7 protein-coding genes are annotated in these 20,425 nt (G+C 69.0%); 5 read left to right on the forward strand and 2 right to left on the reverse strand.

From position 1 onward, the window contains the following. Nucleotides 1-9: 9 nt before the first annotated feature. Genes QM806_RS14420 through QM806_RS14430 form a run of 3 tightly spaced genes read left to right on the forward strand, consistent with a single transcriptional unit; the run spans nt 10 to nt 16,821 of the window. Nucleotides 10-4,440, forward strand: coding sequence for a condensation domain-containing protein (locus QM806_RS14420; protein WP_054248596.1), 4,431 nt, complete (start codon nt 10-12; stop codon nt 4,438-4,440). Continuing rightward, nucleotides 4,437-5,297 (forward strand): 3-hydroxyacyl-CoA dehydrogenase family protein, encoded by an 861-nt coding sequence (locus QM806_RS14425; protein ID WP_054248597.1) that lies wholly within the window; start codon nt 4,437-4,439, stop codon nt 5,295-5,297. Before QM806_RS14420 ends, QM806_RS14425 begins: the two co-directional genes overlap by 4 nt. Then, complete coding sequence (locus QM806_RS14430; RefSeq protein ID WP_283291847.1) at nt 5,284-16,821, forward strand: non-ribosomal peptide synthetase; 11,538 nt, start codon at nt 5,284-5,286, stop codon at nt 16,819-16,821. Before QM806_RS14425 ends, QM806_RS14430 begins: the two co-directional genes overlap by 14 nt. Here QM806_RS14430 and QM806_RS14435 read toward each other — a convergent pair. Next, entirely contained in the window at nt 16,777-17,736 is a 960-nt protein-coding gene (locus QM806_RS14435; RefSeq protein ID WP_283291849.1) for an alpha/beta hydrolase, read from the reverse strand. The genes QM806_RS14430 and QM806_RS14435 overlap by 45 nt on opposite strands. A gap of 92 nt (nt 17,737-17,828) precedes the next feature. On the opposite strand from QM806_RS14435, the gene QM806_RS14440 reads away from it, so the two are divergent. Further along, on the forward strand, nt 17,829-18,170 hold the full coding sequence (locus tag QM806_RS14440) for a YidH family protein (protein ID WP_005264833.1): 342 nt from the start codon (nt 17,829-17,831) through the stop codon (nt 18,168-18,170). Between the two features lie 55 nt (nt 18,171-18,225). Beyond that, complete coding sequence (fgd, locus tag QM806_RS14445; protein WP_054247883.1) at nt 18,226-19,233, forward strand: glucose-6-phosphate dehydrogenase (coenzyme-F420); 1,008 nt, start codon at nt 18,226-18,228, stop codon at nt 19,231-19,233. A 69-nt stretch (nt 19,234-19,302) separates the two neighbouring features. Here fgd and QM806_RS14450 read toward each other — a convergent pair whose 3' ends face one another. Continuing rightward, entirely contained in the window at nt 19,303-20,217 is a 915-nt protein-coding gene (locus QM806_RS14450) for an AurF N-oxygenase family protein (RefSeq protein ID WP_005251692.1), read from the reverse strand. Nucleotides 20,218-20,425: the final 208 nt, after the last annotated feature.

Genomic DNA, 20,425 nt, shown 5'->3' on the forward strand with positions numbered 1-20,425 from the left:
GAGGCAACCGTGACCGTGCGACATCCCACACCGGGCGACGACGACATCGCCGTGGTCGGCATCGCCGCGCGCTACCCCGAGGCCGCGAACCTGGCGGAGTTCCGCGCCAATCTCGCGGCGGGCCGGGATTCGGTGCGCCCGCTGTCGCGGTCACGGGCGAAGGCGACCGGGCTGGGACCTCCCTCGCACTACCACGCGATGGGTTTCGTCGAGGACATCTCCACGTTCGACTACGCCTTCTTCACCTTGTCGAAACGGGAAGCGTCGCTGATCGACCCGCAACAGCGGATCGCACTGGTCCTCGCATATCAGGCGGTCGAGGACGCCGGATACTCGGTGGCGGAGTTCCGCGACAGCGCGACGGCGGTGGTGTTCAGCGCCGCCACCTCGACGTATCCGGCGATGTGGGCGGAACCGGGTGTGCTGAGCACACTGGGCAACGTTCCGTTCGCCGTGCCGGCCCGGATCGCGTACCAACTCGGCCTCACCGGCCCCTGCTACGCCGTCGACTCGGGTTGCAACGGATCGCTGATCGCGGTGCACCACGCCTGCCGGGAGCTGCGGTCGGGTGACGCCGATTTCGCCCTCGCGGGCGGAGTCAGTCTGCGGGTGAACGGTCTCCGCGCCGACATGGCGGAGGGATCCGCGGAACTGATGTCACCCGGCGGGCGTTGCCGCGCGTTCGACGCGAACGCGGACGGCACCGCGGTCGGGGAGGGTGGGGCGGCGCTTCTCCTGACCACGATGGCCCGCGCCCGCGCCGACCGCGTCCCGGTCCACGCCGTGATCCGTGGCACCGCAACGGTGTCCAGTGGTCATTCGTCCGCGACGATCAGCTCCCCGAGCGCCCGGGCGCAGGTGGCCGTCATCTCCCGGGCCTGGCAGAAGGCGGGTCTCACCCCGGACGATGCCGGGTACCTCGAGGCCCACGGATCGGGAACTCCGCTGGGCGACGCGGTCGAACTCGAAGGGATCACGTCCGCGTTCCGGGGCCGTCCCGGCGTACTGCCGATCGGTTCGGTGAAGACCAACATCGGTCACCTCGACCACGCCGCCGGGGTGTCCGGCCTCGTGAAGGCGATCCTGGCCGTCGAGCACGGCGAATTGTACCCGTCGCTGCACTTCGAACGGCCCACCGGTGGAGTCGACCTCGCGGGCAACGGGATCGAGGTGGTCACCGAGGCCCGGACGTGGAGCGACGAGACCGGACCCCGGCGGGCGGGGGTGAGTTCGTTCAGCCTCGGCGGCATCAACGCGCACTGCGTGGTCGAACAACCGCCCGCGCGTGCCACCGGATCGCGCGGCGGCACCACGAGTCGACTGGTCGGGGTGTCGGCGAAGAGCGTGGGCGCCCTCGCTGCGCTGTGTACCGAACTGGCGACGGCCGTGCGCGGGCACGACCTCGACGATGTGGTCTTCACCCTCAATCGCGGCCGCCCGCACCACGACCACCGGGTGGCGGTGCACGCACGCAGCATCGCAGAACTCGCGCAGTCGCTCGCCGCCCGTGCCGCCGAACTCGACGTCCGCGGCGAGGGCTCCGCACCGACCACCCGGCAACGCCCCGCCGTGGCGTTGCTGCTGTCGCCCGACCGGATGCCGCCCGCACTGCGCGGCCGCACCCTGCCGTCGGAGCTTCCGGCCACCGGCGACGAGGCGGACCTCCTTGCCGGCCAGATCGCCGTCCACCGGGAACTCCGGGCCGCGGGAGTCACCGTCGACGCCGTCCTCAGTGGCGGCGTGTCCCGGTACGCGGCCCGGTATCTGCGGGACACACTGTCGGCGGTGGAGGCTGCCGACATCGCCGCCGCGGCCGCGGACCCCTCGATCGACACCGACCGGCTCGTCGCCGTCGCGAAGGGAATGCTCGCGGACGGACCCGTCGTCTTCGTGGAGCCGAGCCCGGAGGGACGCCTCGGCGCACTGCTCGCCGACGCTCTCCGCGACACGGCGGACGCCGACATGCTCCGTGCGCCGAACACGTCCGACGCGGTCACGCACCTCCTCGCCGGGCTGTACGAGCGCGGAGTCGACCTCGACTGGGCGGCCGTCGACCGCGGTGACGACTCGGCCTGGCGAGTGCGGCTACCCGGCCACCCGATGCGCGGTTCGCGGTGCTGGTTCGACCTCCCGGGCCAACCCGACTGGGACGACGCCCCGGACAATCCGTCGGCGGAACCGAGCCCCCGATCGGTGACGGACGCGCCGGAAGACAGCCTCGACTGGTTGCAGACGACACTGCGCGAGTTGCTCCACAGCGAGAGGGACGTCGGCGCCGACGACGACTATTTCGACCTCGGTGGAAACTCGCTCATCGGCATGCAACTCGTCGACCGGGTGTCGGACCGATACGGGGTCCGGCCCAAACTCATCGACCTCTACGAGCGGCCGAAGGTCGCAGACTTCGCCGCACTCCTCGCGGACGGCACGTCCGCGTCCGGTGGGCTGCCCCCGATCATGCCGCGGGGGCGGCACGTGATGTCGTTCGGTCAGGTACGCATGTGGTTCCATCACCAACTCGACGCCGCGACGACCATCTACAACCTGCCGATGGTCAGCGAATTGCACGGGCCGATCGACGAATCCGCCGTCCGGGGAATGTGGGACGACCTCGCCGCACGGCACCGGGTGCTGCTGTCCAACTACGTCGAGGTCGACGGGGAGCCGGAACTGCGGATCCGCGAAACCCTCGGCGACTTCTTCCGTACCGCCGACGTGTCGGGCGAACCGGATCCGGTGGCCGCGGCCCGGGCCCTCGTGCACGAGGCCGCGGTGGCACCGTTCGACCTGGCCACCGACCCGCTTGTGCGGGCACTGCTCATCAGGATCGGCCCCGACGAGCACGTCCTGCAGGTCACCACCCACCATTCCGTCAACGACGGGGGTTCGCCGAGGATCTTCGAGCAGGAACTGCCCGCCCTGTACGCGGCACGCCGCGCCGGCCGCCGCGCCGACCTCGCACCGCTCCCCATCGAGTACTGGGACTACGCCCTGTGGCAGCGGGAACTCATCGCGAGTGCCGCGCTCGACTCCGAACTCGAATACTGGAGAACCGTTCTGGAGGACGTACCGCTGCTCCGGCTGCCCACCGACTTCCCGCGTCCGGAGCGGAAGAACTTCACCGGCGCGTTCCACACGTTCACCGTCTCCGAGGAGCTGACCCGGAGCCTGCGGGCCGTGGCCCGGAGGGAGTCTGTGTCGCTGTTCGTGGTGCTGCTCTCCGCGTTCTACCTCCTCATGGCGAGCCGCAGCCGCCAGCGCGACCTCGTGGTCGGGACACCGACGACCGGACGCAACCGGCCGGAACTGTCCGGCATGATCGGGTACTTCAACAGCACGGTGGCACTGCGCGCCGACCTGTCCGGGGACCCGAACATCACGGAGCTGTGCGCACGCGTGCGTGATGTCGTGCTCGGCGCCCTCGAACACCAGGAGATCCCGTTCGACCGCGTCGTGACCGCACTCACCGGCGACCGGGACCTGAGCCGGACACCACTGTTCGACGTCTGCCACGTCCACCAGGAACTGCCGGCGCTGCAGTCGCAGCAAGGACTCACCGAGACGCTGTTCGACCAGGAGGATCCCGCGGCCATCGCGTTCGGCGGGGTGCCGTCCGGCACGGCCAAGTTCGATCTCACCCTCGTCACCACGGAGCGGGGCGGCGAGGACGGCATGGCGGCCGGGCTCGAGTTCAGCACGGAACTGTTCACCGAGCAGACTGCCGCCGCGCTGTGCGCCGAATACGTCCGGATCCTCGAAGGTGTCGCGGATGCGCCTCGCACACAACCTGTTTCCGTGTTCCTGACCGACGCGGCCCCCGCCCCGGTGGCGCGGCTGGTGGCGCCACCCCTGGTCCCGGCCGACCGGCCCCGGCAACCCTCGACCGGCGCGGAACCGCCGAGCTACTCGACCGCACGGGTGACGGCGACACTCGACGGACAACCGGGCCACCCGGAACTGCTCGCCGCCTGGCTCACGCTCCTCGCCTGGTACACGGCGCAGGACGAGGTGGCCGTGGGCACCGCCCCGGGACCGGGGGCATCGCCGCGGCTCGTGGTCGCGGACCTGTCGGGAGATCCCACCTACCCGGAGCTGGTGGAGACCGTACGCCGGGAGCTGTCTTCGGATCCTCGCGCGGCCGACACGGCGGCGCAGCACTTCCCCGTGCGCTGCGACGGGGAGCGCGACGACAGCGCCGAACGGGCAGACCTGTCGCCCGTCGAACTCGGGCTGTCGTGGACCCGCGGTCCGACGGCACTCACCCTCGAACTCGACTACGCCACCGACCTCTTCGACCGGAGCACGGCTACCGCGATGCTCACCGACCTCCGGCGGCTGCTTGCCGGACTCGTGGCTCATCCCGACCTGCCCACCCAGGAGGTGGCGATGGAGTACGTGCACCAGGACGACACAGGCTTTTCGACGGAGGCGGCGCGATGAGTGAAGGCAGTGCGATGAGCGTCGGTGTGGTGGGGGCGGGGACCATGGGCGCCGGGGTGGCCGAATGTCTCGCGCAGGCCGGCCACGACGTGATCGTCGTCGACCCCGACCCGCGGGCCGTCGAACAGGCGCGGTCTCGGATGCGCGACTCGCTGCGGCTCGCGATACTCCTCGGCCGGGCCGGTGGTCCGAAACCCGCCGAAGCCGCCGCGCGGGTGCACTGGACCGGGCAGCTGACCGATCTGCGGCACGCCGCCGTCGTCATCGAATGCGTCCCCGAGCGAATCGACCTCAAGGAGAAGGTCTTCGCCGAACTGGACCGTGTGTGCGCACCCGACGCGCTACTCGCGTCGTGCACCTCCGGCATCCCCGTCGACCGACTCGCCGCGAGTACCACGAGACCGGAACAGGTTGTCGGACTGCACTTCATGAACCCCGCCCCGCTCAAGGACACCGTGGAGGTGGTGCGGGGGCCGCGGACGTCGCCGCAGTCGCTGGACCGTGCGCTGACGCTCCTCGCCACACTGGACAAGACCGGCATCGTCGTCGGCGACGGACCTGGATTCCTGCTGAACCGTGTCCTCATGCTGTGTATCGCGGAGGCGGCGACCGCCCTCGGCGACGGTATCGCCGACGCGGACACCACCGATGCGTTGTTCGAAGGCTGCCTCGGCCACCCGATGGGACCACTGCGGACCGCCGACCTGATCGGCCTGGACAACGTCCACGACACGATGACCGCGCTGCGCGAGTTGACCGGTGACGACCACTACCGCCCGCCCGAGCCGCTCGTCGCCCTGGTCGAGGCCGGTCATCTCGGGCGTAAGACCGGGCGAGGATTCCATGAGTACCGGTGAGGTGCTGCCCCTCACCTACGACCAGCTCGCGGTGCTCCGCGCCGGTGTTCCCGACGCCTCCTTCGGCCAGTATCTCGAACTCGACGGCCCGCTCGACGAAGACCGGTTCTCCCGGGTGCTGCAGCAGACGCTGGCCGAATGCACCGGACTGCACAGCACTTTCGTGCTCGACGGCCCGGAACCCGGGCAGGTTACCGGCGCCCCGGTGACCGGCCCGGACGTCCTCGACGCCGCCGCGTCCGACGACCCCGGCCGACTCGTGACGACATGGATCGACCACGAGCTGACCCGCCCGATGGACCCCGGCACCGGACCGCTGTACGTGCACGCCCTGTTCCGATTGCCGCACGGCCGATACGGGTGGTTCCAGCGCTACCACCGATTGGTGAACGACGAACCGGGCATGACGGCGATCGTCCACCGCACCGCCGAGACCTATGAGGCGGGGGAATCCGCCCCCACCCCGCCGCCGGAGTCCCGGCCGTTCGTGTCGCCCTCCGTCCCGCTGACCTCCGATGCGCGGTACCGCGAGAGCAACTCGTGGGCGGACGACCGCCGCTACTGGGAGCACCTGCTCGCCGGAGCGCCGCGACACGAGACCCCGCCCGGTCCGGTCTCCGAGAATGAGAACCTCGGCCCGTTCACCATTCCCGCCGACGGCGCGCTCGTGCGGCTCGCACGCCGCAGCGGTGGCGGTCCCGCCGCCGTCCTACTCGCCGCGCTGGCGGTGTACCGGCACAGCCGCACGGCCGTCGACGACGTGGTGGTCGGGCACCGGTCGCACGGGTCCACCACACCCGTGAGGCTCTCCCTCGCACCGCAACTCACGTTCGATGCGCTGACACGGCACGTGGGTCTGCAACTGCGGAGATCCCGGAGACACCGGTTCCTCGCTTCCACAGATGGTCCGGTGAACTCGTGGTCCGTCGCGGGCGGCATGCGGGAACCGCTCGGCGTCGAGCGCATCGGTACGGGTGCCGTCGCCGTCGTGAAGCGGTGGGACTCCGCCGGTGACGGGGTGTTCGTGGAGGTCGACGACCGGGACGGTTCTTGGACCGTCGACGTGCACGGTCCCGGTGACGCGCAGCGCCTCTCCCACATTCTCGCCGCCGCGGTCGAGGCACCGGATACACCGTTGGCTCGTGTGGATGTGTTGGGTGTGGTGGAGCGGGGGGTGTTGGTGCCGGTGCGGGGTAGGGCTGGTGTGGGGGTGCGGTTGTTGCCGGAGATTTTGGCGGGGGGTGTGGGGTTGGGTGGGGGTGGTGTGGCGGTGTCGTGTGGGGGTGTGGAGTTGTCGTATGGGGAGTTGGATGAGTGGTCGAATCGGTGGGCGCGGGTGTTGATCGGGCGGGGTGTGGGTCCGGGGGTGGTGGTGGGGGTGGGGGTGTCGCGGTCGGTGGAGTTGGTGGTGGCGGTGTGGGCGGTGGTGAAGTCGGGGGCGGCGTTTGTGCCGGTGGATCCGGGGTTGCCGGAGGTGCGGGTGCGGGAGTTGTTGGTGGATTCGGGTGCGGTGGTGGGGTTGTCGGTGTCGGGGGTGGTGTTGCCGTCGGTGGTGGAGTGGTTGCGGGTTGATGATCCGGGTGTGGTGGTGGGGGTGTCGGGGGTGGGGGTGTCGGATGGGGATCGGGTGCGGCGGTTGTGGGTGGGGGATGCGGCGTATGTGATGTATACGTCGGGGTCGTCGGGGCGTCCGAAGGGGGTGGTGGTGACGCATGGGGGGTTGGCGAATTTGGTTGAGGAGGTGCGGGTTCGGTTTGGTTTGTGGTCGGGGTGTCGGGTGTCGCATGTGGCGTCGCCGAGTTTTGATGCGTCGGTGTACGAGTGGTTGATGGCGTTTTCGGTGGGGGCGCGGTTGGTGGTGGCGCCGGCGGGGGTGTTCGGGGGTGCGGCGTTGGGGGAGTGGTTGGAGGTGGAGGGGGTGACGCATTGTTTTGTGACGCCGTCGGTGTTGGCGTCGGTGGAGTCGGGGGTGTTGGGGTCGGTGCGGGTGTTGGTGGTGGCGGGGGAGGTGTTGGGGCCGGAGTTGGTGGCGCGGTGGGCGCCGGGGCGGGAGTTGTTCGATGCGTATGGGCCGACGGAGGTGACGGTGCAGGCGACGGTCAGTGGTGCGTTGGTGGCGGGGGGTGTGGTGACGGTGGGGGGTCCGGCGGTGGGTGTGGAGGTGGTGGTGCTGGACGGGTGGTTGCGGCCGGTGCCGGTGGGTGTGGTGGGGGAGTTGTATGTGGGGGGTGCGGGGTTGGCGCGGGGGTATTTGGGGCGGGCGGGGTTGACGGCGGGGTCGTTTGTGGCGAATCCGTTCGGGGTGGTGGGGTCGCGGTTGTATCGGACGGGGGATTTGGTGCGGTGGGATGGGTTGGGGTCGTTGGTGTTTGTGGGGCGTGCTGATTTTCAGGTGAAGGTGCGGGGTCAGCGGGTGGAGTTGGGGGAGGTGGAGTCGGTGTTGGTGCGGTGTCCGGGGGTGGTGGCTGCTGCGGTGGTGGTGGGTGAGGGTGGTGGGTTGGTGGGGTATGTGGTGCCGGAGGTGGGGGTGCGGGTGGATCCGGGTGTGGTGGTGGAGTTTGCGGGGTCGGTGTTGCCGGGGGGTGTGGTGCCGTCGGTGGTGGTGGTGTTGGGGGAGTTGCCGGTGACGGCGAGTGGGAAGTTGGATCGTGCCGCACTCCCCGCACCCGTCGTGGCGCGCGGACCCCACCGCGCGCCACGAACAGTTGCGGAACACACACTGGCGTCGGTGTTCGCCGAAGTCCTCGGGCTCGACCAGGTCGGGTTGGACGAGTCGTTCTTCGCGCTGGGCGGCGACAGCATCCTGTCGATCCGGCTGGTGTCCCGTGCCAAGGCACGAGGATTGGTGTTCACGCCGCAGCAGGTGTTCGAGCACCGGACCGCGGCCGCGCTCGCGGCGGAATCGGCGATCGCGGACGCTGAGACCACAGTTACGCTCGCCGAACTCGCGGGCGGCGGCATCGGTACGTTCCCGCCGACCCCGGTGGTCCGGTACCTGATCGAGCGCGGCGGGCACTTCGAGCGGTTCAGCCAGAGCGTGCTGCTCGACCTCCCGGGCGGCATCGACTCGGGCCGGCTCCTCGCGACCGTCACCGCGGTGCTCGCGCGACACGACATGCTGCGGTCACGGCTCTGTAAGGACGCAAACGGGCAGTGGCAGATGGAGACTCGTGCCGCGACCGAGATCGACACCGACTCACTGGTCCGTCGCATCGTCGTCGACCCGGGGTCCGATCCCGGCACGCTGGCAGACCTGATCGCGGCCGAGCACCAAGCGGCCGTGGAGCGATTGCGCCCGTCCGACGGGGTGGTCGTCCAGTTCGTCTGGCTCGACCCGGAGTCCGCCGCCGGGCACCCGGCACGGACCGGACGATTGATCGTGGTGGCACACCACCTCGCGGTCGACGGGGTGTCGTGGCGGATTCTGCTGCCCGACTTCGCAGCTGCCTGGTATCAGATCAGTTCCGGGAGCGTACCGGCCCTCCCGGAACCGGCGACGTCGATGCGCCGGTGGGCGCACGCGCTGGCCGAAGAAGCCGTCCGCAGCGACAGGGCCGCCGAGCTGGGGTGGTGGCAGAACGTCGTCGCCGGACCCGACCCGCTGATCACCGAACGCCCCCTCGATCCGGGCCTGGACCTCGCGACCGCGTTGCAGGACGTGAGTGTCGAGACCTCCCGCGACGACACGTCCGTTCTGCTCACACGCCTCCCGGAGCTGTATCACGGGGGTGTCCTCGACGTCCTGCTGACGGCGCTGGCGGTGGCGGCGTCGAGGTGGCGAGCGGAGCGGGGGATCCCGGGAACGTCGATGCTGATCCGGCTGGAAGGGCACGGCCGGGAGCAGCAGGTGGTGCCCGGTGCCGACCTGTCCCGCACGGTCGGCTGGTTCACGACGGTCTTCCCCGTGCGCGTCGATCTCCGCGGCATCGACCTCGACAACGCACTCGTCGGCGGCCACGACATCGGCAGCGCCGTGAAGCGCGTGAAAGAACAGCTCCGGGAAGTCCCCGACATGGGCATCGGTTACGGACTGCTCCGCTACCTGAACCCGGACACCGCGGGCAGCCTGCCGGGAACGGAACCGGGGCAGATCAGTTTCAACTATCTCGGTCAGGTTCCGGATTCGGCGGACGGTGACACCGCGGTCGGCTGGAGTCCCGCCGACGGGTTCGGCGACCTGCGGTACGTCCCGGACCCCGACATGCCGGCGTCCGCCGCCGTCGAGGTCAACGCGATCGTGATCGGCGGACGACTCCGGGTCGGGTTCGGTTTCCCGGACACTCTGCTCGCGCACGCCGACGTGGAGCGGCTGGCACAACGGTGGCGGGAGTGTGTGTCCGCGTTGGTGTCCCACGCGCACAGTGGGGACGCAGGCGGACTCACACCGTCGGACGTCCCCCTCGTCGACGTGACCCAGGGCGACCTCGACACGTGGGAGAAGCGCTTCGGCGCGCTCACCGACGTGTGGCCGCCCGCACCCCTGCAGGCCGGGTTGCTGTTCCACGCCCTGCTCGCGAAACCGTCGATCGACGCGTACACCGTCCAGGTGGCACTGCACCTGAAGGGTGCCGTCGACCCGGCCCGGATGCGCCGGGCCGCCACCGCATTGCTGGATCGGCACGCGAATCTGCGGGTGGCGTTCGTTCCCGCCCGAGACGGAACATTCGTCCAGGTGGTACCCGCGGACGTCGACCTCCCGTTCCGTGAGATCGACCTCACGGATCTGCCCGAGGCCGCGCGGTCCGCCGAACTGGACCGGGTCCTGACCGCCGACCGGGCCACGCCGTTCGACACGTCCCGGGCACCACTGGTGCGGTTCGTGCTCGTGACGACCGGCAGCCACGAATCCCGGCTCGTGTGGACCAATCATCACACCCTCCTCGACGGATGGTCGATGCCGCTGGCGATCCGCGAGCTGCTCGCGCTCTATGTGGTCGGAGACGACGATGTTTCGGCGTTGCCGCGACCCCGGCCCTACCGAGACTTCCTGTCGTGGCTGCATCGCCGGGACCCTGCGGACTCGCGAGTGGCGTGGGCGACCGCGCTCGCCGGCGTCGACGGTCCGACGCTGCTCCTTCCCGACGCACGGGGACGGCCGCTGTCGGCTCCTCCCGAGAGTGCTCGGTACGCTGTGTCCGAGGAACTGACCGCCGACCTCACCACCCTCGCGCGTACCCGCAACACGACACTGAACACGGTGACGCAGGTGGCGTGGGGCATCGTGCTCGGCGCAGCGACGTCCCGCCACGACGTGACGTTCGGGAGCACCGTGTCCGGACGGTCGCCGCACCTGTCCGGCGTCGAATCGATGATCGGGTTGTTCGTCAACACCGTGCCCACACGCATCACGCTGAACCCCCGGGAAACGCTCGGCCGGCTGCTCGACCGGACACAAGCGGAACAGGCAGCCCTCCTCGACCACCACCACCTCGGTCTCGCCGACATCCAGCGAGCAGCCGGCCCCGACATCGGTTTCGACACGGCAACCGTCTTCGAGTCGTACCCGATCGACCGGGGAGGCCTGACCGAAGACACCGACCTCGCCGGCATCCGGGTGGTCGACGTGAGCGGCGTCGACGCCACGCACTATCCGCTGAGCGTCGCCTTCTCGGTGGACACGCAGCTGCGCATGACGTTTCACTACCGACCCGACCTCGTCGACCGGGCCACCGTCGACGCGATGGCCGGCCGGGTCACCCGGGTGCTCGAGGTGATGGCCTCCGATCCGGATACACCGTTGGCTCGTGTGGATGTGTTGGGTGTGGTGGAGCGGGGGGTGTTGGTGCCGGTGCGGGGTAGGGCTGGTGTGGGGGTGCGGTTGTTGCCGGAGATTTTGGCGGGGGGTGTGGGGTTGGGTGGGGGTGGTGTGGCGGTGTCGTGTGGGGGTGTGGAGTTGTCGTATGGGGAGTTGGATGAGTGGTCGAATCGGTGGGCGCGGGTGTTGATCGGGCGGGGTGTGGGTCCGGGGGTGGTGGTGGGGGTGGGGGTGTCGCGGTCGGTGGAGTTGGTGGTGGCGGTGTGGGCGGTGGTGAAGTCGGGGGCGGCGTTTGTGCCGGTGGATCCGGGGTTGCCGGAGGTGCGGGTGCGGGAGTTGTTGGTGGATTCGGGTGCGGTGGTGGGGTTGTCGGTGTCGGGGGTGGTGTTGCCGTCGGTGGTGGAGTGGTTGCGGGTTGATGATCCGGGTGTGGTGGTGGGGGTGTCGGGGGTGGGGGTGTCGGATGGGGATCGGGTGCGGCGGTTGTGGGTGGGGGATGCGGCGTATGTGATGTATACGTCGGGGTCGTCGGGGCGTCCGAAGGGGGTGGTGGTGACGCATGGGGGGTTGGCGAATTTGGTTGAGGAGGTGCGGGTTCGGTTTGGTTTGTGGTCGGGGTGTCGGGTGTCGCATGTGGCGTCGCCGAGTTTTGATGCGTCGGTGTACGAGTGGTTGATGGCGTTTTCGGTGGGGGCGCGGTTGGTGGTGGCGCCGGCGGGGGTGTTCGGGGGTGCGGCGTTGGGGGAGTGGTTGGAGGTGGAGGGGGTGACGCATTGTTTTGTGACGCCGTCGGTGTTGGCGTCGGTGGAGTCGGGGGTGTTGGGGTCGGTGCGGGTGTTGGTGGTGGCGGGGGAGGTGTTGGGGCCGGAGTTGGTGGCGCGGTGGGCGCCGGGGCGGGAGTTGTTCGATGCGTATGGGCCGACGGAGGTGACGGTGCAGGCGACGGTCAGTGGTGCGTTGGTGGCGGGGGGTGTGGTGACGGTGGGGGGTCCGGCGGTGGGTGTGGAGGTGGTGGTGCTGGACGGGTGGTTGCGGCCGGTGCCGGTGGGTGTGGTGGGGGAGTTGTATGTGGGGGGTGCGGGGTTGGCGCGGGGGTATTTGGGGCGGGCGGGGTTGACGGCGGGGTCGTTTGTGGCGAATCCGTTCGGGGTGGTGGGGTCGCGGTTGTATCGGACGGGGGATTTGGTGCGGTGGGATGGGTTGGGGTCGTTGGTGTTTGTGGGGCGTGCTGATTTTCAGGTGAAGGTGCGGGGTCAGCGGGTGGAGTTGGGGGAGGTGGAGTCGGTGTTGGTGCGGTGTCCGGGGGTGGTGGCTGCTGCGGTGGTGGTGGGTGAGGGTGGTGGGTTGGTGGGGTATGTGGTGCCGGAGGTGGGGGTGCGGGTGGATCCGGGTGTGGTGGTGGAGTTTGCGGGGTCGGTGTTGCCGGGGGGTGTGGTGCCGTCGGTGGTGGTGGTGTTGGGGGAGTTGCCGGTGACGGCGAGTGGGAAGTTGGATCGTGCCGCACTCCCCGCACCGGAAGCTCCGGCGCGTCGATTCCGCGCTCCGGCAACCCCGTTCGAGTCCGTTGTCGCCGAGGTGTACGGCGACGTCCTCGGTGTCGATTGCGTCGGTGCCGACGACGACTTCTTCCGGTTGGGCGGAGACTCGCTGTCGGCCACCCGGGTCGTCGCCCGGGTCGATGCCGCTCTCGGCGTCGACGTCGGCGTGCACGCCCTGTTCGAGGCACCGACCGTGACGGCTTTCGCCGCGCGCGCGGCGAAAGCGGGTGTGCTGACGCACCGGCCGGAGTTGCGGGCAGCGCCGCGCCCCGAACGCATTCCCCTGTCCCTGGCGCAGACCCGCATGTGGTTCCTCAACCAGTTCGACACCTCTTCGCCCGCCTACAACATCGCCATGGCGTTCCGGCTCACCGGCGCACTCGACCTCGGGGCACTGCGGGCCGCGGTATCCGATGTGGTGAAGCGCCACGAATCGCTCCGCACCCGCTTCCCGATGGCCGGCGACGAACCGGTGCAGGTGATCCTCCCTGCTGCTGATTCGGTGCCGGACCTGCCCGTCACACCGGTGCCGAGCGACGAGGAGTTGCGGGAACGGCTGTCGGCGGCGGTCTCGGAGGGGTTCGACGTCACTGCGCAGATCCCGTTGCGGGCCGCCGTGTTCGAGATCTCCGGCACCGATCGCGTGCTGCTGGTCGTGGTCCACCACATCGTTGCGGACGGAGTGTCGATGGTCCCGCTCGCCCGCGACATGATGGTGGCGTACACCGCGCGGGCGGCCGGATACACCCCGGAGTGGCACCCGCCCACGGTCCAGTACGCCGACTTCACGCTCTGGCAGCGTCAGCTCCTCGGGTCGGAGGACGATCCGCAGTCGATGGTGTCGCAGCAACTGGACTACTGGCGCACCACGCTGTCCGGCCTCCCCGCCGCCCTGGACCTGCCCGCCGACCGCCCGCGGTCGATGCAACGCACACCCGACGGGAGCAGGGTCGGATTCGAGATCGACGCCGTTCTGCACCGCCGGCTGCTGGCGACGGCGTCCACGCACCAGTCGACCGTGTTCATGGTCGCGCACGCCGCCCTGGCCGCCTTCCTCGCGCGGATGTCCGGTACCGAGGACATCGCCGTCGGCACCCCGGTCGCCGGGCGCGGCGAGGCCGCCCTCGACGACGTGATCGGGATGTTCGTCAACACCGTGGTGCTTCGGACCGTCGTCTCCGACGCGAGCCGGTTCTCCGAACTGCTCGAGCAGGTGCGCGACGTCGATCTCGGTGCGTACGCCCACGCGGAGGTGCCGTTCGAGAAGGTCGTGGAAGCGCTCGATCCGCCCCGCTCGACGGCACACTCACCGCTGTTCCAGGTGCTGCTCGAGTTCCAGAATGTCGAGCGCCCCGACCTTTCGCTGCCCGGCGTCGAGGTCGAGGGCATCGACCTCGGTGCGACGATCGCCAGGTTCGACCTGCAGCTGACGTTGTCCGAGGAGTACACGGACGACGGAACACCGGCCGGCATCACGGCCGGTTTCACCTACGCCACCGACCTTTTCGACGCCGAAACCGTCGCCGGCCTGGCCGACCGGTTCGTCCGGATGCTCGACACCGCCGTCACCGACCCGTCGATCAGGGTCGGCGACCTCGAGATCCTCGACGCCCTCGAACGGGACGAACTCGTACCCATGCGCGGCTTTCCCGCGGCCGCGGAACGCACGCTCCCGGACGTCCTCACCGCGGGCGCTGCGCTCGCACCGGGGGCGACCGCAGTGTCGTGCGAAGGCGTCACCGTGTCCTACCGGGAACTCGACGAGCGGTCGAACCGACTGGCCAGGGCGCTGATCCGTCGGGGTGCCGGACCGGACGCCTTCGTCGCGATCGGCGTGCCGCGATCGCTCGAATGGGTGCTGTCGGTGTGGGCGGTCGCGAAATCGGGGGCGGCGTACGTGCCGGTCGATCCCGCCCTGCCGCCCGCGCGCACCGGCAGTATGCTCGAGGATTCGGGCGCGGTGGTCGGGTTGACGGTGACGGCGCACCGTGACCGGTTGCCCGGCGTGGTGCCGTGGCTGCTGCTCGACGATCCCGAGGTGGCGAACGGGTACTCCAGCGACCCGGTGACCGACGCCGACCGTCCGCGTCCGCTGAGAGTCGACCACGCCGCGTTCCTGCTCTACACGTCGGGGTCGACGGGAACACCGAAGGGGGTCGTGCTCACGCACGGCGGACTCGCGAATCTCGCAGTCGAGGAACGGGAACGGTTCGCATCCATGCACGGTGCGCGGGTGTCGCATCTGGCGTCACCGAGCTTCGACGCGTCGTTGTTCGAACTGCTGATGGCGTTCGCCGTCGGCGCGACACTGGTCGTCGTGCCACCGACGGTCCTCGGGGGACGGGAACTGGCCGAACTCCTCGCGAGCGAACACGTCTCGCACGCATTCTTCACACCCACGATCCTGGACACCCTCCGCCCCGAGGACGTTCCGTCCCTGCGGATTCTCGCCGTCGCGGGCGAGCGGTTCCCACCCGAACTGGCCGACCGCTGGACCCCGGGACGATTCGTCTTCAACGGATACGGACCCACCGAGGCGACGGTGCAGACCACGATCAGCGAGGTGCTGTCGCCGGACGAACCGGTGAACGTGGGAGGCCCGGGGCGGGGCGTCGACGTGATCGTGGTGAACACATGGTTGCAGCCCGTTCCGGTGGGGGTGATCGGGGAACTGTACGTCGCGGGGCCGGGGCTCGCGCGCGGCTACCACCGGCGGTCGGCGCTGACGGCCGCGTCCTTCGTGGCGAACCCGTTCGGCGAACCCGGCTCCCGCATGTACCGGACCGGCGACCTCGTGCGGTGGAGCGAGGTCGGCAGACTGGAGTACGTGGGACGCAACGACTTCCAGGTGAAGATCCGGGGCCAGCGGGTGGAACTCGGTGAAATCGAATCGGTGCTGGCCCGCTGCGACGGCGTCGGCCGCGCGGCGGTCACCGTGCACAGCGGCACCGGCGACCGGCTGGTGGGATACGTGACCGCCGAAGCCGGGGCGAGCATCGACACCGCCGGGGTACTCCGGTACGCCGGATCCCACCTCGCCCCGTACATGGTGCCCGCCCAGCTGGTGGTGCTCGACCGGCTGCCCGTCGGCCGCACCGGCAAGCTCGACCGGCGAGCGCTACCCGCACCGGTGCTCGCGCCCAGAGAATTCCGGGCACCCGCCACCCCGGTCGAGGAGGCGGTGGCGGAGGTCTTCGCCGACGTCCTCGGCATCGAACGCGTCGGAGCCGACGACGACTTCTTCGAACTGGGCGGGAACTCGCTCGTCGCGACCCGGGTGGCGTCCGCGCTCCGCGACCTGCTCGGCACCGACGTCGCGCTGCAATGGATCTTCCGCAACCCCACCCCGGAGGGCCTGGCTCGCCGCATCGTCGACCCGTCGGCGCTCGGAAGCATGCCGGCGGACGACGTGCTGAACGTCGTCGTTCCGTTCCGGGCGTCCGGTGCGCAACCCGCGCTGTTCTGCCTGCACCCGGCGGGCGGACTCGCGTTGGGATACGCCGGACTGATGAAATACGTCTCGCCCGACCGCCCGGTGTACGGGCTGCAGCTGCCGGTCCTCAGTGGCGGAACGACGTTCGAGTCGATGGCGCAGCTCGCCCACCGATACGTCGTCGAGATGCGCGCGGTGCAGCCGCAGGGGCCCTACCACCTGCTGGGCTGGTCCCTCGGCGGTGTCATCGCCCAGGCCGTCGCCGTCGAACTCCGTGAGTCCGGCGCCGAGGTCGGCACACTCGCGATGATGGACAGCTACGTCGCGGAGGGCGAAAACTTCGGTGACCTCGAGGTGAACGCCGAGGAGTGGCTGCACGGGCTGGGTGTCGAGTTCGAGGGCGAGGGCGACACCGGCATGTCGTACCGCGAGCAACTGGTCGAGATGCTCGGACGATCCTTCGGCCGCGACCCCGCTTTCGCGTCTACCCTCCTCGGTCGCATCAGCACCGGCCTGGAGAACTCGAAGCAGATCTCCACCGGATACCGGCCGCGAGTGTTCGACGGCGACCTGTTGTTCTTCAGCGCCGCGCAGTCCGCCGACGGGGAGGAAGGCGAACGGCCGTCGCCGAGTGTCTGGCAGCCCGCGATCACCGGCGTGATCGTCGAACACAAGGTGGAGTGCGACCACCTGCGGATGACCACACCGGAAGCCCTCGCGGTCATCGGGCCGATCCTGGAGCGCTCCCTGGGGTCACGCCCCGATCGCACTGCCGATGACGGGCCAGGACTCCCGTAACTCGGTCTCGAACAGCCCCCACGAATGCGTGCCCTGCGACAGATAGGCGAACGTGGCGGGAATCCCCAGCGAGTGCAGCCGCGACTGGAACGCGGCCGCGCACACGTTGGTCACCATCTCGACGACGCTGCCGCCGATCGTCTGGGGCACCACCAGCACGGGGTCGTGGTTGTCGATGCTGCCGGGAAGCCCGTTGCCGCTCGAGACGAACAATTCTGTGCCGCGCAGTCGTTCGGCATTCAGAATCGGGTCGTGTACCCGCCACCGCGGATCCATGGCGGAGCCCCACATGTTGGCCGCATTGCCGCCGCCCCGCAGTTCCACCATCGACCGCACCATCGCCTGGCCCAGCAGTCCGCTCGTCGCGGCACACCCGCTGTACGAGCCGACGGCACGATAGAAACCCGGAGCCTGAATGGCGAGGTCGAGTACCGCGCCGCCTGCCATCGACACCCCGCCGATGGCGTTCGCCCCCGTGGTCGCGAAGCGGCTGTCGATGGCGGCGGGGAGTTCGGTCGTCAGGTACGTCTGCCACTTGTTCCGGCCGAGGACCGGGTCGTCGGCATCCCAGTCGGTGTACATGCTGTACTGGCCGCCGATCGGCATTACCACGTTGACGTGCTTGTCGGCGAAGAAGTCCCGCACACCGGTGTTGTTGAACCAGGAGATCCCGTCCGACCCGCCGCCGATCCCGGTGAGCAGGTAGAAGGTGGGCGCCGGAGCGCCCGATGCGGGAGAGATGACGTCGTTGGCCACCCACCGGCCCATCGACTCCGAATACACGTCCACCCTGGTGATGCGGGGCTCGGCGGACGCCGACGGCGGGCCGAGCACCGCCCACACGGATACGACCAGCAGTATCACCGCCAGTACACGCAGAGAGATCGAGGATCGCAGAGCTTCGAACGTTCGCATGGACGCCCCCTGGCTGTGGCCTGCCCTTCCAATCTAGGTCTGCGGGGTACCTGCTTGGTGCGGTTCCAGCGAACCGGTGTAAAGATGATTCGGTGACCGACAACGACCGGCCCGACGAACGTTTCACCCTCGCAAGCGAGCGGACGTTCCTCGCCTGGATGCGGAGTTCGCTTGCACTTCTGGCCGGTGGCATCGCGATGATCCACCTGGTCCCCGAATTCAGCACGGGGTGGGTGCGGACGACCCTCGGCCTGATCCTGATCGGTCTCGCCGCAGCCGCGGCCCTCGTCGGCATGCGGCGGTGGTCGCAGGTCGAGAAGGCCCTGCGCGACGGCGCACCGATGCCGCCGCCCCACGAGCTGTGGCTGTTCGCGGTGACACTGACGGTGGTGGCACTGGGAGCGGCGCTCGCCAGCCTGGTGGCTGCGCTCTAACCTGCAGAAGAGGTTTGCATCTCGCGAACCGGACGTGAAGACGAAGGAGTACACGGTGGCCCACGAACTCAAGCTCGGTTACAAGGCGTCCGCGGAGCAGTTCGGTCCGCGGGAGTTGGTGGAGCTGGGTGTTCTGGCGGAGGCACACGGTATGGATTCGGCGACGGTGTCGGACCATTTCCAGCCGTGGCGGCACGAGGGTGGTCATGCGCCGTTCTCGTTGGCGTGGATGACGGCGGTCGGGGAGCGGACGGAGCGGTTGCAGTTGGGGACGTCGGTGATGACGCCGACGTTCCGGTACAACCCGGCGGTGGTGGCGCAGGCGTTCGCGACGATGGGGTGTCTGTACCCGGGGCGGATCATGCTCGGGGTGGGCACCGGAGAGGCGCTGAACGAGATCGCGACGGGTTTCGCGGGGGAGTGGCCGGAGTTCAAGGAGCGATTCGCGCGGCTGCGGGAGGCGGTCCGATTGATGCGTGAGCTGTGGCTCGGCGATCGGGTCGATTTCGAGGGGGAGTACTTCACCACGAAGGGGGCGTCGATCTACGACGTGCCCGAGGGTGGGATTCCGGTGTACATCGCGGCCGGTGGTCCGGTGGTGGCCCGGTACGCCGGTCGGAGCGGTGACGGGTTCATCTGCACGTCCGGGAAGGGCATGGAGCTGTACACGGAGAAGTTGATGCCTGCGGTCGCGGAGGGGGCGGAGAAGGCCGACCGTGATGTGGCGGAGATCGACAAGATGATCGAGATCAAGATTTCGTACGACACGGATCCCGAGTTGGCGCTGGAGAACACGCGGTTCTGGGCGCCGTTGTCGTTGACGCCGGAGCAGAAGCACAGCATCGATGATCCGATCGAGATGGAGAAGGCAGCGGATGCGTTGCCGATCGAGCAGGTGGCGAAGCGGTGGATCGTGGCGTCGGATCCGGATGAGGCGGTGGCGCAGATCCGCCCGTATCTCGATGCGGGGTTGAACCACCTGGTGTTCCACGCTCCCGGCCACGATCAGAAGCGGTTCCTGGAACTCTTCGAGCGGGATCTGGCGCCGCGGTTGCGTGGGTAGGCGGCTTCGCCGCCCGTGCGCCTTTTTGGTAGTGGGTGCTACCAGAAAGGCGCACGGGTGCGGAGCGCCTCAGAGCATGTTCACGCGCTTGTAGAGGTGCCGGGAAGGACCGCCCAGCAGATCGGCGTCGTCCAGGAACCGCATGAGCGGCTGCGAACTCTCGCGGATCTTCTCGGCCCGGAATCGGTTGTTCTTCGCCTCGCGGAGCGCGCGTTCGGTGTCCAGTCCGGCTGCCGCGTAGACGGCGGGATTGATCATGCTGGAGACGATCAGATTGGACGCGATAGCGATGCAGGCGCGGCTCGCAGCACGGTGCGCCTTGCTCATGCCCTGGGCCCGTCGCAGGGTCTCCTCCCGGGCGAAGCGCATGTGCCGGGCTTCTTCGACCACGTGAATCTTGCTGGTGACGCGGACGATCGGCTGGACGCGTGTGTCCTTCATCCAGTCGCGCTGCATGACGTCGAGGATCTCTTCGGCGACGAGAATGCCGGCGTACGCGACCTCTCCCGAGGCGAGCGCCTTGAACCCGCGGCCCAGGGTGACCACCGACTTGCGCGGAACGTAGGAGGGGCATCCGAACTTCTCGGCGGTGCGAGCGAACATCACCGAGTGCCTGCACTCGTCGGCCACTTCGGTCAGCGCGAACTGGAAGTGGGCCTGCGATGCGTCCTTGGCGTACATGTCCCGGATGACCATCTGCTGAAGGATCATCTCGAACCAGATTCCGGTGCCCATGATCGAGGACACCTCGTGCTTCGTCAGCGTGATCTGCTGTTCGAACGTCATCTCGTCCCACATCGGCGTGCCGTACAGCGAGGACCACTCTGGGGTGAGGCCGTACAAATCGTCGGGGACCGGTGCGTCCCAGTCCACCTCGACGGTCGGGTCGTACGACATGCGTGCGGAGGACTGGAGAAGCCGGGCGCCGGTGTCCTGGCGATCCGTGATCTTTGGATTGCGGAGAGCGAGCGTCGAGCGTGCCATGAAATCCTCCATGTCAGTGTGACCAGCAGTTACACCTAATCATGTCGAAGTAACCTCTTGACGTCAATGCCTCTGGTGTACAAATTGTGGACAACGGCCGGGCAGTTCTTCGGGCGTCAAGGCCTCGGTGATGATCCCCACAACTGCGACCCAAGGCTTGCTCAAAATTTGCCAATCGTCTGTAGTGAGTTCTCGGCAGCGGGCCCGG

Source organism: Rhodococcus sp. IEGM 1351 (assembly GCF_030056875.1).
GTDB classification, from domain to species: Bacteria; Actinomycetota; Actinomycetes; order Mycobacteriales; family Mycobacteriaceae; genus Rhodococcus_F; species Rhodococcus_F opacus.

Excerpts from the sequence above, each read along its gene's own strand:
- QM806_RS14425 (WP_054248597.1), top strand. The coding sequence starts at position 4,437 with ATGAGTGAAGGCAGTGCGATGAGCGTCGGTGTGGTGGGGGCGGGGACC.
- QM806_RS14430 (WP_283291847.1), top strand. The coding sequence starts at position 5,284 with ATGAGTACCGGTGAGGTGCTGCCCCTCACCTACGACCAGCTCGCGGTG.
- QM806_RS14435 (WP_283291849.1), bottom strand. The coding sequence starts at position 17,736 with ATGCGAACGTTCGAAGCTCTGCGATCCTCGATCTCTCTGCGTGTACTG.
- QM806_RS14450 (WP_005251692.1), bottom strand. The coding sequence starts at position 20,217 with ATGGCACGCTCGACGCTCGCTCTCCGCAATCCAAAGATCACGGATCGC.